At 62.7% G+C, this 15,526-nt stretch carries 14 protein-coding genes; 9 read left to right on the top strand and 5 right to left on the bottom strand.

Annotated elements, in window-relative coordinates; all coding sequences use genetic code 11:
- Positions 1–131 precede the first annotated feature (131 nt).
- The 8 genes from AA098_RS10725 (at position 132) to AA098_RS10690 (ending at position 6,081) form a co-directional block, all read left to right on the top strand.
- Positions 132–920: a YqcI/YcgG family protein gene (locus tag AA098_RS10725; protein WP_014861807.1), complete on the top strand. Its 789-nt coding sequence runs from the start codon at positions 132–134 to the stop codon at positions 918–920.
- Between the two features lie 2 nt (positions 921–922).
- Positions 923–1,549, top strand: a complete 627-nt coding sequence (locus AA098_RS10720) for a LysE family translocator (RefSeq protein ID WP_003250434.1) — start codon at positions 923–925, stop codon at positions 1,547–1,549.
- 39 nt (positions 1,550–1,588) lie between these two features.
- Entirely contained in the window at positions 1,589–2,671 is a 1,083-nt protein-coding gene (locus tag AA098_RS10715; protein ID WP_003250433.1) for a hypothetical protein, read from the top strand.
- 138 nt (positions 2,672–2,809) lie between these two features.
- Complete coding sequence (locus tag AA098_RS10710; RefSeq protein WP_064614206.1) at positions 2,810–3,505, top strand: sel1 repeat family protein; 696 nt, start codon at positions 2,810–2,812, stop codon at positions 3,503–3,505.
- 147 nt (positions 3,506–3,652) lie between these two features.
- Positions 3,653–4,345: an AzlC family ABC transporter permease gene (locus AA098_RS10705; protein WP_004573762.1), complete on the top strand. Its 693-nt coding sequence runs from the start codon at positions 3,653–3,655 to the stop codon at positions 4,343–4,345.
- Entirely contained in the window at positions 4,342–4,656 is a 315-nt protein-coding gene (locus AA098_RS10700; protein WP_004573763.1) for an AzlD domain-containing protein, read from the top strand. The genes AA098_RS10705 and AA098_RS10700 overlap by 4 nt, the downstream gene beginning before the upstream one ends.
- Complete coding sequence (locus AA098_RS10695; protein WP_003250425.1) at positions 4,653–5,498, top strand: AraC family transcriptional regulator; 846 nt, start codon at positions 4,653–4,655, stop codon at positions 5,496–5,498. The genes AA098_RS10700 and AA098_RS10695 overlap by 4 nt, the downstream gene beginning before the upstream one ends.
- 355 nt (positions 5,499–5,853) lie before the next feature.
- The gene (locus AA098_RS10690; protein ID WP_003250422.1) at positions 5,854–6,081 is read left to right on the top strand and encodes a hypothetical protein; all 228 of its coding nucleotides are present in this window, start codon (positions 5,854–5,856) and stop codon (positions 6,079–6,081) included.
- 47 nt (positions 6,082–6,128) lie between these two features.
- Here the strand turns inward: AA098_RS10690 and AA098_RS10685 are convergent, their stop codons facing one another.
- The 5 genes from AA098_RS10685 to AA098_RS10665 all read right to left on the bottom strand — a co-directional run bounded on the left by AA098_RS10685 (position 6,129) and on the right by AA098_RS10665 (position 11,590).
- Positions 6,129–6,611, bottom strand: coding sequence for a copper chaperone PCu(A)C (locus AA098_RS10685; protein WP_064614205.1), 483 nt, complete (start codon positions 6,609–6,611; stop codon positions 6,129–6,131).
- Positions 6,612–7,220 carry an SCO family protein gene (locus AA098_RS10680; RefSeq protein WP_003250418.1) on the bottom strand — a complete coding sequence of 203 codons (609 nt, stop codon included), beginning with the start codon at positions 7,218–7,220 and terminating at the stop codon, positions 6,612–6,614.
- Between the two features lie 196 nt (positions 7,221–7,416).
- A complete protein-coding gene (gene nfuA / locus AA098_RS10675) occupies positions 7,417–8,001 on the bottom strand; it encodes a Fe-S biogenesis protein NfuA (protein WP_003250416.1) in 585 nt (194 codons plus the stop codon).
- Positions 8,002–8,059: 58 nt separating this feature from the next.
- Entirely contained in the window at positions 8,060–9,094 is a 1,035-nt protein-coding gene (locus tag AA098_RS10670) for an acyltransferase (RefSeq protein ID WP_064614204.1), read from the bottom strand.
- A 195-nt stretch (positions 9,095–9,289) separates the two neighbouring features.
- Positions 9,290–11,590: a fatty acid cis/trans isomerase gene (locus AA098_RS10665; protein WP_004573786.1), complete on the bottom strand. Its 2,301-nt coding sequence runs from the start codon at positions 11,588–11,590 to the stop codon at positions 9,290–9,292.
- Between the two features lie 182 nt (positions 11,591–11,772).
- Between AA098_RS10665 and metH the strand changes: the two genes are divergently transcribed.
- A complete protein-coding gene (gene metH, locus AA098_RS10660; protein ID WP_047604036.1) occupies positions 11,773–15,480 on the top strand; it encodes a methionine synthase in 3,708 nt (1,235 codons plus the stop codon).
- The last annotated feature ends 46 nt before the right edge of the window (positions 15,481–15,526 follow it).

Genomic DNA, 15,526 nt, shown 5'->3' with positions numbered 1-15,526 from the left:
TAGTAGGTCATAACTCCACGCGTTTTACAACGACAGGAGCGTCTCGGAAAATGCCGGTAAATAACAAACATAACCAAGATCCTGCCTGCATGTGACTGGAACGTTCACTTAAATCAACGCCTGGGGAAATCATGTTTACGGGATATGGAAATTGCTATCGCCTGGATGCGCTGGAGCTCGCCGCTGAACATGGTCACACCATGCAACACTGGACGTTCAAAACCATAGAACACTTTCGCAGTATTCTCGCCAACCCCGAATTCCCCTGCCTGTTCGGCCGCAAGGCGGTAAACGGCGAAACCTGCCACATTCTCTTCGCCCGCGCCGAGCAACTGGCCGATGATATCGCACAGGGCCTGGCCAATTATGTGCGCACCGTCGCACCGATCGCACCCAAGCAGCGCATCGGCAGCCCATTGGTGGTGTTTCTCGAAACCGCCGCCGGCAGCAGCCTGGCCGAGCAGCAGGCCTTGGCCTGGAAGGTACTGCGCGGCGTGCATGCGCGCGACCCGCACCCTTGGCCGCAGGGCATCCCGACCGATCCCGACGATACCGGCTGGTCATTCTGCTATGCCGGCATGCCGCTGTTCATCAACATGAACTTCCCCGGCCATCAGCAGATGAAAAGCCGCAATCTGGGCCAGCACATCACCTTCGTCATCAACCCGCGGGAGAACTTCGACGAAGTGGCCAACGCCAGCACCGAGAGTGGCAAGCGCATCCGCGAACGGATTCGCGAGCGCGTGCACCACTACAACGACGGCGTTGTGCCCGACACCCTTGGCTTTTTCGGCGATACCGACAACTACGAGTGGAAGCAGTATCAACTGCAGGAGGCAGGCTCGCTCAACCCGTCACGCTGCCCCTTCCATGCCCATGCCGCACACCAGGCGACACCCGACATACTGATCGAGAACTGACCGTGAATACCGCACTCACCGCCACCTACGCCCTCACCGTGCTGCTACTGATCGCCACTCCCGGCCCGGTGGTGGCACTGATCGTCAACACTGCGGCCGCCTCCGGCTCGCGCAAGGCCATGTTCACCGCCGTCGGCACCAACTGGGCATCACTGGTGCTGATCGGCGCGGCAGCGTGGATCATCCTCACCAGTGCCGCCATCGACAAAACATGGCTCAGCACCATGAGCCTGCTGGGCTGCCTGTTCATCGGCTACATTGCCATGGGCACGTTGAGGGACGCCCTGCAGGCACCCGCGTCAGACGCGGCGAGCGAGGCCCCCAAGGCTGGGCGCGGTGGGCTGATGCAAGGCTTCATGGTGGGCATTTCCAACCCGAAAGACATCATTTTCTTCATCGCCTTCTTCCCGCAGTTCATTCAGATCACCGAATCGTTCGGCAAGAGCATGGTGGTGCTGTCGCTGCTGTGGGTGGCCATCGATTTCGCCGTGCTCAGCCTGTACATCTTCGCCATCGGCAAGATCGCCTCGCAGCGCAGCAACCGCATCATCAGCCTGGCGTCGGGCGTCGCCCTGCTGCTGATCGCCGCCGGCGGCCTGCTGTACAACCTCAAGGAACTGGCGGCCTGAATCTGCTGCAAAGTACCCGACTTAAGCGAAGGAGAGACCATGACCACGACTGACACGCGCCCGTCTCCTTCGCCGCTGCAGCAGGACTACCAGCGTTTTCTCCTGCTGGGCAGTCGCCGTGCCCCCTATACCCTGCATGTGCACGAAACCGGCTACCGCTCCGGCACCATCAACACCGATGCCCTTGGCTTGCGCTACAGCCATTGCGCCGGCAAGCGCTTTTCGGCGGCCGAGCACGGTGGTGCGTCGCGCATCAACCTGCTGGTCGGCGGCTCCACAGCCCTGGGCATCGGCGCCAGCTCCGACGAACACACGGTGGCCTCGCACCTGTCGATGCTCACGGGCGAAGTCTGGCTGAGCCTGGCCGGCTGCGGGCTGAACGCCACCCAGGAATTGATGATGTTCCTGACCCACCAGCACCGCCTTGGCCAGCTCGGCCATGTGGTGGTGCTCAGTGGCCTCAACAGCCTGGCCCACGAAGCCCTGTGTGAAGTCCTCGCAGGTACCAACGACCCGCAGCACGCCAAGGCCTACCAGGCCTTTCTCAACAGTTTCAGCGAAGGCATGCAGCCCTGCGCACCGCCCCGTCGGCAGTCGCTGTGGCGGCGCATCGGTCAGGCGCTGGCCCCTCCCGTGGTCACAGCCCCGGTCAGCTGGCCACTGTCGTCCCCGGAAAAACGACTGGCCCGTGCCGCCGACAACATTGGCCGCACCTTGCGCCAATGGGACCGTCTGCTGGCAGACAGCCACGCCACGCTCACCTTCATCCTGCAACCGCTGCTGCCCTGGTGCCGGGATACCCTGCCCGCCGGCGAGCAAGCCATGTTGACCGCGCTGCAGCAACAACCGGCCAACTTCGACCGGCTGCTGGAGGGGGCATTCGACAGACAGTTGCATTCGGCATTTTTCCGCCGTATCAAAAGCCAGGCCGACCCGGTGCCCTGCTACGACATGAACTGCATGCTCGACAGCTCGCCCGTGTTCGGCGCAGACCTGTTCATCGACCGCCTGCACCTGAACGATCTGGGCAACAATGCCTTGGCCAAGGTGATCACCGCCAAGCTTGGGCTGGCCCAGGAAAAACATGCCCAGCGCAAGGTCACGCCGATCAAGCTCGTCTGACAGTTGTCGGGTGGTCTTTCGGCCACCCCCCTTGGGTGGCTAGAATACGTCGTCGTTACGATTTGCCCGAGGCGCACGTTTGACCGCCATGAACACCAAAGTCGTCCATCCGTACCTGGCCATCCATGGGGTTTGCCTGTGAGCCTTGTGCGACGCCTGCCCCCGCTGTTGGCTGCGCTGCTGCCACTGGCCGCGCAAGCGCTGGAGGTACGCATCGACCCTCATGCCGACTTGCTCTACCGTCAGGCCTTGCCACTACTGGAGCAGGCCGACAACCAGGACGACGCTGCCAGCACGCTGCGCACCGCAGTGGGCGGCGACCCTGAGCTTAGCCGCCAGGGCCAGGCCATGGCTCACACCTTGCCGACAGCGGTTGCCCTGCTGAAAAAATCGGTAGAGCTTGGCCACCCGGTCGCACAGTACCGCCTGGCGCTGTATTACATGACGTACCTGCCCGCCGCGCAAATCCCGGAGGCCGCCTGCCCGTTGCTCGAAGCCAGCCTCCAGCAGGGGTTTGCCGCACCGGCGCCCGCCATCGCCACCTGGTGCCGGCCCTACAACGTCAGCAGCGAGTACCGTACAGCGCTGGAGGCCATCCCCAGCATGGCCACCGTGTACGCCCCCTACTACCCGCAACCGGCCACGCGCCTGGCCTGCAACCGCAGCCGGCCACAAGGCCTGGAAATGCTGTGGGGGCGTCAGCGCGACTACCAGGCCGAGGTGTACCGCCTGCTTGGCGACCTCGACCCACAGCAGCGCACGAGCCTGCTGCAGAAAGCCGTAGACATCAATGGCTGCGCAACGGCGCAACAGCTGCTGACCAGCCGCCCATAACCCAGGGTCATTCGGGGCCGCCTTGCGGCCCTGTTGTCAGTTGGCCACTGAGGTTGAGACGAACACGCCTCGACCAGCAAGATCGTTCAAGCCATCCCCTGCCCCGTCTGTCATGCTGGCCTGCCTCGTAGCCGTCATGCAGCCATCATGCCCCACATCGCCCGCCAAGCCTTTCTTCACGGCGCCATTGCCATTCTCCCGTTGTCCCTGGCCGTTGCCCCTTGGGGCCTGCTGGCCGGTTCCATGGCCATCGAGGCCAACCTCAGCGCCTGGCAGGGGCAGGGGCTGTCGGCCATCGTCTTCGCCGGCGCCGCGCAGCTGGTGGCCATTGGCATGCTCAAGGGGGGTGCCAACCTGGCATCGATCCTGCTCACCACCCTGCTGCTGACCTCGCAGCACCTGCTGTATGGCCTGTCGATGCGCCCGGTACTGTCCAGCCAGCCGCTGCGCTGGCGGCTCGGCCTGGGCTTTCTGCTGACCGACGAATTCTTCGCCCTGACCAGCCAGTACGACCAGCAGCAATTCAACCGCTGGTATGCCTTGGGGGTGGGCCTGACCTTTTACATCGCCTGGAACCTGTTCACCCTGGCCGGCATACTGCTGGGCCAGAACATTCCACACCTGGACCAGTTCGGCCTGGATTTCTCCATTGTCGCCACTTTTGTCGCCCTGATCGCGCCGCTGGTGCGCAACCTGGCCACCGTGGTGTGCGTAGCCGTGTCGCTGTTCTGTTCGGTGCTGTTCAGCTACTGGCACTGGGAAACCGCCCTGGTGGTCGCAGGCCTGCTGGGCATGAGCGCCGGGTTCATCTGCCAGAAATTCGCCGGAGCCCGCGCATGACCTGGATCCTGATTTTCGCCATGGGCGCCATCGTGTTTCTCAACCGCTACGCATTCCTGGAGCCGCGCCTGCCCTTGCGCCTGAGCTCGAATGCCCGGCAGTTTCTCGGCTTTGCCGTGCCGGGCATGCTCACCGCCATCTGCGGCCCGATCATCTTCATGGCTGACCACCAGCTCAACCTGAGCGTGCTCAACCCCTACCTGCTGGGCTCCCTTGTGGCCATCGCCCTGGTGCTGTTGACCCGCAGCGTATTGCTGAGCATGCTGGTGAGCATGTTGATCTTCTTCCTTCTGCGCAGCTGGCTGGCATGAGCCCGCCCTTGCGCGAGCAGACACACCTCTGGCAGGCGCCAGCCCTTGGCGACGTCGAGATGCTGCACGCTCGCTACTACCAGCAGCGCTTCGCCCCGCATGTGCACGAGGGCTATGTATTCACCGTGATCGAGTCGGGCGCCCAGCGCTTCTGGCACCGCGGCAGCGAGCACCTGGCACCGGTCGGCAGCATGGTGCTGATCAACCCCGACGAACTGCATACCGGCGCTACGGCCCATGAAGCCGGCTGGCGTTATCGCGGCTTCTATCCCGAGCACGAGCGGGTGACCGGTGTGCTTGACGAACTGGAACTGGGCCGCCACGGCATGCCCAGCTTCAAGGACAGCGTGATCCATGACCCGGCCCTGGCCCTCGCGTTCAGCCAGCTGCATCAGTTGTCCGAAGCCAGCGCCAGCGCCTTGCAGCAGCAGACGGCCTGGCGCCAGGCGGTGCTGGCCCTGGTGCAGCGGCACGGGCAGTGCGCCGAGCCTTCGGCCCCTGGCCACGAACCCCTGGCCGTAGCCCGCGCCCGCGAACTGCTGGAAAGCCAACTGGCCGACCCGCCCTCACTGGAAGCGCTGGCGGCAGCAGTCAACCTGTCGCCGTTCCACTTCGCCCGGGTGTTCCGCCAGGCCACCGGACTGCCACCCCATGCCTGGCTGAAGCAACGCCGCCTGGCCCGCGCCCGCGAAATGCTGAAGCACGGCCTGGCCGCTTCGCAAGTGGCGTTCGACCTTGGCTTTGCCGACCAGAGCCATTTGAGCCGGCAGTTCAAGCAAGCCTATGGGGTGACCCCGGGGGCGTATCGGCAAGCCTGCGTTCACTCTGCTCTGCGCGCGTGAAAGGGCGGCAGCGCCCTCTCGAACTTGCATCTATACGCCAGGCCCAAGCTATGCTCTGCGCGTAAGCGAAAATCAGAAACGCGGAATTTTCCTACAACAACCATGCTTTGAATGCAGACCCGACGGCATTTTCCCGACTGTGCAGTTGAGCACTTCAACAGGTCACTTTCAGATACCGAGCCCTGAATCCCTTGCACGGCACGAGCATCAACTTTAAACATGCCGTTTATAAGTAACGAGTTGTTACTGCGCCGCAAGAGCAGCCACTGGCAGCTGCCGCAGCGCGCTTTGCAAAGGCCGCAAGAGCCTGGCCAACCCTCTGCTACACTGACAAGGCTGAATGGAGGATCCTGCCATGTCCGAAAGAGAGCTCACCACCCTTCTGTCGTTGATGAACCAGCGCCAGGCCTGTCTGAGCAGTGCCTGCAAGGAGATTGCCGACTGGATCGACCGGCAGGGCGATGTGCCCGCCGCCGGCAAGATCCGCGCTAGCCTGAAGGCACTGGAGGCCGATGAGGCCCAGGTTCGAAAGACCCTGACGTCGCTGACCCTCGACAGACCGCTGCCGCGCTTTCGTAGCTGAAAGGCGCAGTTGAAAAAAAGGGCCGCTGAACGCGGCCCTTTGATCTGTCAGTGGTTCATGTGCATGTGATCATGCCCACCACCCGCGTCGGCGTTGAGTGCACGCACTTGTGCCTGAACGTCCAGGGTTTCCTTGGCGCCCTTGGCATCCTCGATGGTCAGGGTCAGTGGCACTTTGTCACCCTCCTTCACCTGATTGTTCAGGCCCATCAGCATGACATGAAGGCCATTCGAGTCCAGGGTCACTGCCTTGCCGGCTGGCAATTCGACAGCCTTGACCTCACGCATGCCCATCACGTCACCGTTCATGGTCATCTCGTGCACCTGCACGGTCTTGGCCACGGGCGAAGCCACACCCACCAGCTTGCTGTCGCTGCTGGCAGTCAGGACCATGAACGCACCGGTGGACTGCTGATGCGGCACGCTGGCACGCACCCAGGCATCACTCACGGTGGTCTGGGCCAGGGCCGGCAGGGCCAGCCCCATCAGTACCAGGGCAGCCAAACCGCGTTTGATCGGTTGCATCGACATTCAGCAGATCTCCATCAGGGTGACCAGATCTTCGGCGCATTCCTTGGCGTTCAGGGAATGACCCAGGCTCAGGCGCAGGGTGCCACGTGTATCGTAGACGTAGCTGGTGGACGAATGAGAAATGGTGTAGGTGTCTCCGGCCGGAACCTTCTCGTAGAACACCTTGAATTCCTTGGCCACCGCGGCAATTTCCTCGGGGGTGCCGGTCAGCGCGGTGAACGTCGGGTCGAAGGCCTTGACGTAGGCATCGAGCACCTCGGGCGTGTCGCGCTCCGGGTCCAGGGTGATGAATACCACCTGGAACAGGTCGCGGTCGCGGCCCCTCAGCAGCTTGCGAATCTGCGCCGCCCGCGCCAGCGTGGTCGGGCAGACGGCCGGGCACTGGGTGAAGCCGAAGAAGACCATCGGCATGCTGCCGTAGAAGCTCGACAGGGTGCGCACGTTACCTTGCGGGTCTTTGAGGCTGAACTTGCGCCCGAGGATTTCGTTGCTCATGTTCTTGCCGTACTTGAACTCGAGCCCCCGGGCCGGGCTGCAGCCTGCCAGCAGGCCAAGCCCGAGAACGCCCATGCCGGCGACAACTGCACGCCGGGTCAAAAGATCATTCATGAAACCATCCTTTACAGGGAAGGTGCCGGCCCTCGGGACGGGCCGGTCGAAAAACCGGGGCATTCTGGCATGACACCCAGAGGGGTTCTACCCGACCATGGCGGGTATGGCCTGCAGCCCTTTGAATACGGGCTGCGGCCTGTTGTCGCAGGGGTTGAAACCGTAACACTTTGTTGCTAAGGGAGCCGCCTTCAACTCAGTAGTAGGCGTTTTCTTTCTGGCTGTGGTCAGTCACGTCGCGCACGCCCTTCAGCTCCGGAATACGCTCGAGCAGGGTGCGCTCGATGCCTTCCTTCAGGGTGACATCGGCCTGGCCGCAACCCTGGCAGCCACCACCGAACTGCAGCACGGCAATGCCGTCATCGACCACGTCCACCAGGCTCACCTGGCCGCCATGGCTGGCCAGGCCGGGGTTGATCTCGGTCTGCAGGTAGTAGTTGATACGCTCGTTGATCGGGCTGTCCTCGTTGACCATCGGCACCTTGGCGTTTGGCGCCTTGATGGTCAGCTGGCCGCCCATGCGGTCGGTGGCGTAGTCGACCAGTGCGTCTTCCAGGAACGGCACGCTGACGGCGTCCAGGTAAGCAGTGAAGCTTTTCAGACCCACGGCGGTGTCGTCAGGCTTCTCTTCGCCCGGCTTGCAGTAGGCGATGCACGTCTCGGCGTACTGGGTGCCCGGCTGGGTGATGAAAATGCGAATGCCGATGCCGGGCGTATTCTGCTTGGAGAGCAGATCGGCCAGGTAGTCATGGGCGGCGTCGGTAATGGTTATAGCGCTCATGTAGGTTCCTCACAGACTTGCGGCCAAGTGTACGCCAACCCAGCCTTCGAACAAAGTCCTAGCAATTGACTCGGGAAAGCGCATATTCAGGGGCCGGCCCCCGTTGCGCCGCCAGCCAGGCCTGCATTCGCCGGTACAGGCCGCGCTCCAGCCACTGGTAGCTGAACCACGACATTAGTCCAATGGACGGCACGCACAGGGCAAATGTCAGGAACGGGTTCAGATGCAGGCGCTCACTGGCGAACCAACCGGCATACAGCACCAGCACATGTATCAGGTACACCGAGTACGAACAGTCGCCAAGGGCCTTGAGCAGCCGATTGCCCTGGAACAGCGGCTCCATGGCCACGAAGGCCAGGACGACCATCGCACTCGGTAACCCCCAGTGCAGCAAGCGTTGGGAAGCGTCCAGACAGTAGATCGCCATGCCCGCCACACCCAGCAACGCCAGCGGCAACCACCGCCCCTGACGGATCAGCCCGCGGCGGTACAGTACGCCGACACCAATGCCCAGCAGAAACTCGTAGATGATGCCGTTGTTGTAGAAGCGGCTGACCACGCCCATGCGCCCCAGTACCTCACTGACCAGCAACAGAGCGGCAGTCACCAGCAGCAGGTGATGCCGTTGGCGTACCAGGAAGGCCAGGCCGAACAGCAGGTAGAAGAACATCTCGAAGTTCAGCGTCCAGCCCACGTTCAGGGTCGGGTACAGGCCATAGCCACCTGGGTTTTCCGCCGGGATGAACAGCAGCGACAGGAACAGGTGCCGCCAGTCAAACGCCTGATGTGGCATCCATTGGCTGAATGCCAGCAGCAACATGGCCATCAGGGCTGTGTAGAACCAGTAGGCAGGGACGATGCGCAGCGCCCGATTGAGCAGGAACTGGCATGGTTTGATGGTTTTGTCGCGGGTCGACAGGTAGATGACCAGCCCACTGATGACGAAGAAGATGTCGACGCCTACGGCGCCACGGTCGGTGAGCAGTTGGCCGATGGGGCCGGTGGCGTGGAAGTCGAAGAAGATCTGCATGAAATGGTGGCAGACCACCACCCAGGCGGCGAACGCCCGCAGTGCCTGAAGCGAATACAGCATGGAATACCCTGCGCTTGGCGGTGCATTGAGGCCCGTATCGAGTGCAGAGGCCAGCGCCAGTCTTGAGAGCCGCGCCGTACCTGTTGTAGGAGCGGGTTCACCCGCGAAGGGCTGCAAAGCAGCCCCCTTTTGCAATCGATCAAGACCACCCACCCGTTCCGACCGCAAGGTACTCGGAAAGGTCAGCCAACCCGATCAGAGGTTCTCGTACCGGTTCATGTCCAGCACGCCCGCCTCGACCGGTTCGGTTTCCTTGATATAGCTGTTCAGGTCATGGAAATAGCGCCAGAACGCCGGGTGACTGCGGCGCACACCCCAGCGCATGACAATGCGCTCGAACTTCGCCGCGTCATCTTTGGCGTACTCCATGTCCTCGACGAACTCCGGCACATCCTTGGTCGGGATGTTGAAGATGAAGTTCGGGTAGCTGGAGAGCACCCCCGGGTACAGGGTCAGGGTATCCAGCCCCGGCTGGTAGCGGTACGCCTCACCCAGCAGGAACGCCACGTTGCTGTGCGCGCGGTTGCGCAGCAGGCTGTACACCTGACGTTGGCCGTCCTGCCCTTCGATACGCAGCATGGTCGCCTCGGGCAACTGGTTGATCACCTTCAGCCCGGCCGCCGGGCGCGACACCAGACGGCTGAGCGACTGCTCGGCATTGCGGAATTCTTCGCTCATCTGCGGCCGTGAGCAGAACGCGCCCTGGCAGCGGTTGATCGGGTCCGGTGCGGCATTCAGGCTGCCGGTGCGCTGCAGCAGCTTCAGGCCAAAGTCGCGTTTGGGGTTGCGCGGGTCGAGCTTGATGCCACTCGGGGTGTCGGTGTCGATGTCTTCATAATCCATCCACATCTTCACCTTGCCACTGTTCTGGTACCAGTCGCCAAGGATCGCCTTGCGCTGGTCGGCCGGCATCAGGCGCAGGAAGTTGACCTCGGCGCCGTTGCGGATCAGGTCGAAGTACAGGCGCGTCTGCAACTGGTGCGAAACGTTGCCATACACATCGAAGTTGACCGCCAGCTGGTAATACGTGCGCTCGAACAACGGGTAGTCGAACAGCCACACGGTCAGCGGCACATCCCCCACCAGGCCCTTGGTCACCGATGCGCTGTCGAAGTGGCGGAAGATGCTCAGCAGCGCATTGTCGTTACCGGCCCACAGCGTCGACCATCTCGGTGCCGGCATTTCGGCATAGGCTTCACGGCGCAGTTTCTCGTAGTCGTTGCGCTTGTCACGATAGGCGTGCCACAGGCTCAGCACACTGCCCACGTCATCGATCTGACCAGGCATGGCCAGCAGCGGGGTAGCCTCGCCGCGGTACTTGGCATCGGTGATGTAGCGATCGAAGGCCGGCTCCTGGAACAGCGCCCAGAAGTTGTCGCGGATCACGTCAGTGGCAATCTGCCCGCGGCACACCGGGCCACGGATGAAGGTGCGCACGAAGTACTCGGCGTTATCCAGCATGAACTGGTAGCGCGCCACCGCCGGGATCGCCTCGAAGGTTTCAAACGGATTGGCCCGGTGGCGCGGGCCGTAGCCCGGAAGCGCGGCAGCATGCCAGTCACCGGCATAGAACAGCTGCTTCACGCGCTTGAGCTTCTGCGGCCCCATCGGGTAGGTGATGTGCGTCTTGTGCACAATCACGCCCTGCACCGGGATCAACCGGTAGTAGAAGTCCGTGCCCGGTGGGTCGTTGGGGCGGCGGGTGGCAATGATATCGACCGGCTTGCCACTTGGCGTGCGCGAGCGCACCCACTGGAAGAAGTGGCCCTGCTCGCCGCCAGCGAAATAGATGTGCGCCAAAAACAGGTGCTCGTACAGCCAGCGGCCCACCAGCGCCTCGGTGGAACCCGGGCGGTTGAGCAGTTCTTCCCACTCTGCGATCTGCCTGGCTTCGGCCGCGCTAGGCTGGATCGGCTGGTACTCCACCGGCGCACCGGCCGCCAGCCAGCGGCGCAGGGTGGCGTATTCGTCGTCGGTCAGCCCGGTCACCGCCAGCGGCATGCCCTCCTTGGGGTGTGCGCCGGCATAGGCGTCAAATTCATGGGGCAACGGGCACATGTTGTTGCGGCTCAGGCCCAGGACGATCTCTTCGGGTAGCTTGGCGTTGGGCGTAAGCGGGGTCTTGTGGCCCAATTCCAGCATGCGCGCCATCAACGCGGCCTGACCACCCTGGTTGTCGAGCACCGAGTAGAAGCCCTTCTTGCGCCACTGCTCTTCGCTGTGTGCGTCGTAGAACAGCCGCGTGGTGGGCACCGCCTTGCTCCGCTCGCCCTGGTACACCGGGACCTTGCTGGCCCCGCGTACCGCGCCTTCAGGGCTTTCCAGCTTGAGCTGGCAGGCGGCGTCGTTGCAGGCGTGGCAGGCCACGCACTTCTCGGTGAAGATCGGTTGAATGTCCCGGGTGTAGGAAATAGCCGGGCTCGACTGGGGGGCCTGCCCGAATACCGCGCCGCTGATGAGCAAGGCGAAGGCGCCGGCAAGGATACGATGCACCATGTGCGGAAAGTCCTGGTTCTTGAAAGCCATCACGATTTGTTGCCTGGTCGTCCTGGGTGCCTTGCGCTGCCTCCACCCGCCCAACATGAGCAGTTTTCATGCAAATGGGCGACATGCCTAAAAACCGCGCAGCTTTGTTATGATTCGGCACCTTCTGATATTCGCCCGACCAGGTAGTTCCTATGTCCGACCGCAGCGCTCGTCTCCAAGCACTCCAGAACGCACTCAAAGAGCGCATCCTGATCCTCGACGGCGGCATGGGTACTATGATCCAAAGCTACCGTCTGGAGGAACACGACTATCGTGGCACGCGTTTTGCCGATTGGCCAAGCGATGTGAAGGGTAACAACGACTTGTTGCTGCTCAGCCGCCCGGACGTGATCGCCGCCATCGAGAAGGCCTATCTGGATGCTGGTGCCGATATTCTCGAAACCAACACCTTCAACGCCACGCAGATTTCCCAGGCCGACTACGGCATGGAGTCGCTGGTTTACGAGCTGAACGTCGAAGGCGCGCGCATCGCTCGCCAGGTTGCCGATGCCAAGACCCTGGAAACGCCCGACAAGCCGCGCTTCGTTGCCGGCGTGCTCGGCCCTACCAGCCGAACCTGTTCGATTTCCCCGGACGTCAACGACCCTGGGTTCCGCAACGTCACCTTCGACGAGTTGGTAGAAAACTACATCGAGGCCACCCGCGGCTTGATCGAAGGCGGCGCCGACCTGATCCTGATCGAAACCATCTTCGACACCCTCAACGCCAAGGCGGCGATCTTCGCCGTGCAGCAAGTGTTCGAGGACGACAACGTCGAACTGCCGATCATGATCTCCGGCACCATCACCGACGCCTCCGGCCGTACCCTGTCGGGTCAGACCACCGAAGCGTTCTGGAACTCGGTGCGCCACGCCAAGCCGATTTCCGTGGGCCTGAACTGCGCCCTCGGCGCCAAGGACCTGCGCCCGTATCTGGAAGAGCTGGCCACCAAGGCCGACACCCACGTGTCCGCCCACCCCAATGCCGGCCTGCCGAACGCCTTCGGCGAGTACGACGAAACCCCGGCCGAGATGGCCGCGGTAGTCGAAGAATTCGCGGCCAGCGGCTTCCTCAACATCATTGGCGGCTGCTGCGGTACCACCCCAGGCCATATCCAGGCCATTGCCGAAGCCGTGGCCAAGTACAAGCCGCGCGAGCTCCCGGAAATCGCCAAGGCCTGCCGCCTGTCGGGCCTGGAGCCGTTCACCATCGACCGCCAGTCGCTGTTCGTCAACGTCGGTGAGCGCACCAACATCACCGGTTCCGCCAAATTCGCCCGGCTGATCCGCGAAGAGAACTATACCGAAGCCCTGGAAGTCGCCCTGCAGCAGGTCGAGGCCGGCGCCCAGGTAATCGACATCAACATGGACGAAGGGATGCTCGACTCCCAGGCGGCCATGGTCCGGTTCCTCAACCTGATCGCGGGTGAGCCGGACATCTCGCGTGTACCGATCATGATCGACTCGTCCAAGTGGGAAGTGATCGAAGCCGGCCTCAAGTGCATCCAGGGCAAGGGCATCGTCAACTCCATTTCCATGAAGGAAGGCGTCGAGCAGTTCAAGCACCACGCCCGCCTGTGCAAGCGCTATGGCGCTGCCGTGGTGGTCATGGCTTTCGACGAAGTCGGCCAGGCCGACACTGCCGCGCGCAAGAAGGAAATCTGCCAGCGCAGCTATGACATCCTGGTCAACGAAGTGGGCTTCCCGCCAGAAGACATCATCTTCGACCCGAACATCTTCGCCGTCGCCACCGGTATCGAAGAGCACAACAACTACGCCGTCGACTTCATCGAAGCCTGTGCCTATATCCGCGATCACCTGCCCCACGCCCTGAGCTCGGGTGGCGTGTCCAACGTGTCGTTCTCGTTCCGTGGCAACAACCCGGTGCGTGAGGCGATCCACTCGGTGTTCCTGTACCACGCGATCCAGAACGGCCTGACCATGGGTATCGTCAACGCCGGCCAGCTGGAGATCTACGACGAGATCCCGGCCCAGCTGCGTGAAAAGGTCGAGGACGTGGTGCTCAACCGCACCCCGCATGGCACCGATGCACTGCTGGCCATCGCCGACGACTACAAGGGTGGCGGCGCAACCAAGGAAGTGGAAAACGAAGAGTGGCGCTCGCTGCCGGTGGAAAAACGCCTGGAGCACGCGCTGGTCAAGGGCATCACCGCGTTCATCGTCGAAGACACCGAAGAATGCCGCCAGCAGTGCGCGCGCCCCATCGAAGTGATCGAAGGCCCGCTGATGAACGGCATGAACGTGGTCGGCGACCTGTTCGGCGCGGGCAAGATGTTCCTGCCGCAGGTGGTCAAGTCGGCCCGCGTCATGAAACAGGCCGTTGCTCACCTGATCCCCTTCATCGAAGCCGAAAAAGGCGACAAGCCGGAAGCCAAGGGCAAGATCCTGATGGCCACGGTGAAAGGCGACGTGCACGACATCGGGAAGAACATTGTCGGCGTGGTGCTGGGCTGTAACGGATACGACATCGTCGACCTTGGCGTGATGGTGCCGGCGGAGAAGATCCTGCAGACAGCCCGCGAGCAGAAGTGCGACATCATCGGCCTGTCCGGCCTGATTACCCCGTCGCTGGACGAAATGGTCCACGTTGCCCGCGAAATGCAGCGCCAGGGCTTCGAACTGCCGCTGATGATCGGTGGCGCCACCACCTCCAAGGCGCACACGGCGGTCAAGATCGAGCCCAAGTACAGCAACGACGCAGTCATCTACGTCACCGACGCTTCGCGCGCGGTCGGCGTGGCCACCCAGTTGCTGTCCAAAGAACTCAAGCCGGGCTTCGTCGAGAAGACCCGCCTGGAATACGTGGACGTGCGCGAGCGCACCGCCAACCGCAGCGCCCGCACCGAGCGCCTCAGCTACGCCCAGGCGATCGCTGCCAAGCCGCAGTACGACTGGGCCAGCTACCAGCCAGCGGTGCCCTCCTTCACCGGCGTCAAGGTGCTGGAAGACATCGATTTGCGCACCCTGGCCGAGTACATCGACTGGACCCCGTTCTTCATCTCCTGGGACTTGGCCGGCAAGTTCCCGCGCATCCTCACCGACGAGGTGGTTGGCGAGGCTGCTACGGCGCTGTACAAGGATGCCCGCGAGATGCTCGACAAGCTGATCGACGAGAAGCTGATCAGCGCCCGCGCGGTATTCGGTTTCTGGCCGGCCAACCAGGTGGCCGATGACGACATCGAAGTCTACGGCGAAGATGGCCAGGCACTGGCCACCCTGCACCATCTGCGCCAGCAGACCATCAAGCCGGACGGCAAGCCCAACTGGTCGCTGGCCGACTTCGTCGCACCGAAAGACAGCGGCGTGACCGACTACGTAGGTGGTTTTATCACCACCGCCGGCATCGGTGCCGAGGAAGTGGCCAAGGCTTACCAGGACAAGGGCGACGACTACAGCTCGATCATGGTCAAGGCCCTGGCCGACCGCCTGGCCGAAGCCTGTGCCGAATGGCTGCACGAGCAGGTGCGTAAAGAGCACTGGGGCTATGCCCGCGACGAACACCTGGACAACGAGGCGCTGATCAAGGAGCAGTACAGCGGCATCCGCCCTGCACCGGGCTACCCAGCCTGCCCCGACCACACCGAAAAGGAAACCCTGTTCCGCCTGCTCGATGGCACCGCCATCGGTGAGACCGGGCCAAGCGGGGTGTACCTCACCGAGCACTTCGCGATGTTCCCGGCGGCGGCGGTCAGCGGCTGGTACTTCGCCCACCCGCAGGCGAAGTATTTTGCCGTAGGCAAGGTCGACAAGGACCAGATCGAACGTTACAGCGCACGCAAAGGCCAGGATATCAGCGTAAGCGAGCGCTGGCTGGCGCCTAACCTGGGGTATGACAGCTAAACGACTTCGCTGGCTTCTTCGCGGGCTCGCCCACACAGGTATGAAA

The sequence above is a fragment of the Pseudomonas sp. JY-Q genome (assembly GCF_001655295.1).
Taxonomy (GTDB): domain Bacteria; phylum Pseudomonadota; class Gammaproteobacteria; order Pseudomonadales; family Pseudomonadaceae; genus Aquipseudomonas; species Aquipseudomonas alloputida.
Note: the sequence above shows the minus strand (reverse complement) of the source record. Positions and strands in the feature narration are given on the sequence as shown.

What these genes read in the sequence shown, in the direction of transcription:
- nfuA (WP_003250416.1), bottom strand. Translation starts at nt 8,001, where the DNA reads ATGAGCGCTATAACCATTACCGACGCCGCCCATGACTACCTGGCCGAT.
- AA098_RS10690 (WP_003250422.1), top strand. Translation starts at nt 5,854, where the DNA reads ATGTCCGAAAGAGAGCTCACCACCCTTCTGTCGTTGATGAACCAGCGC.
- AA098_RS10715 (WP_003250433.1), top strand. Translation starts at nt 1,589, where the DNA reads ATGACCACGACTGACACGCGCCCGTCTCCTTCGCCGCTGCAGCAGGAC.
- AA098_RS10680 (WP_003250418.1), bottom strand. Translation starts at nt 7,220, where the DNA reads ATGAATGATCTTTTGACCCGGCGTGCAGTTGTCGCCGGCATGGGCGTT.
- AA098_RS10705 (WP_004573762.1), top strand. Translation starts at nt 3,653, where the DNA reads ATGCCCCACATCGCCCGCCAAGCCTTTCTTCACGGCGCCATTGCCATT.
- metH (WP_047604036.1), top strand. Translation starts at nt 11,773, where the DNA reads ATGTCCGACCGCAGCGCTCGTCTCCAAGCACTCCAGAACGCACTCAAA.
- AA098_RS10665 (WP_004573786.1), bottom strand. Translation starts at nt 11,590, where the DNA reads ATGGTGCATCGTATCCTTGCCGGCGCCTTCGCCTTGCTCATCAGCGGC.
- AA098_RS10725 (WP_014861807.1), top strand. Translation starts at nt 132, where the DNA reads ATGTTTACGGGATATGGAAATTGCTATCGCCTGGATGCGCTGGAGCTC.
- AA098_RS10695 (WP_003250425.1), top strand. Translation starts at nt 4,653, where the DNA reads ATGAGCCCGCCCTTGCGCGAGCAGACACACCTCTGGCAGGCGCCAGCC.
- AA098_RS10670 (WP_064614204.1), bottom strand. Translation starts at nt 9,094, where the DNA reads ATGCTGTATTCGCTTCAGGCACTGCGGGCGTTCGCCGCCTGGGTGGTG.
- AA098_RS10700 (WP_004573763.1), top strand. Translation starts at nt 4,342, where the DNA reads ATGACCTGGATCCTGATTTTCGCCATGGGCGCCATCGTGTTTCTCAAC.
- AA098_RS10685 (WP_064614205.1), bottom strand. Translation starts at nt 6,611, where the DNA reads ATGTCGATGCAACCGATCAAACGCGGTTTGGCTGCCCTGGTACTGATG.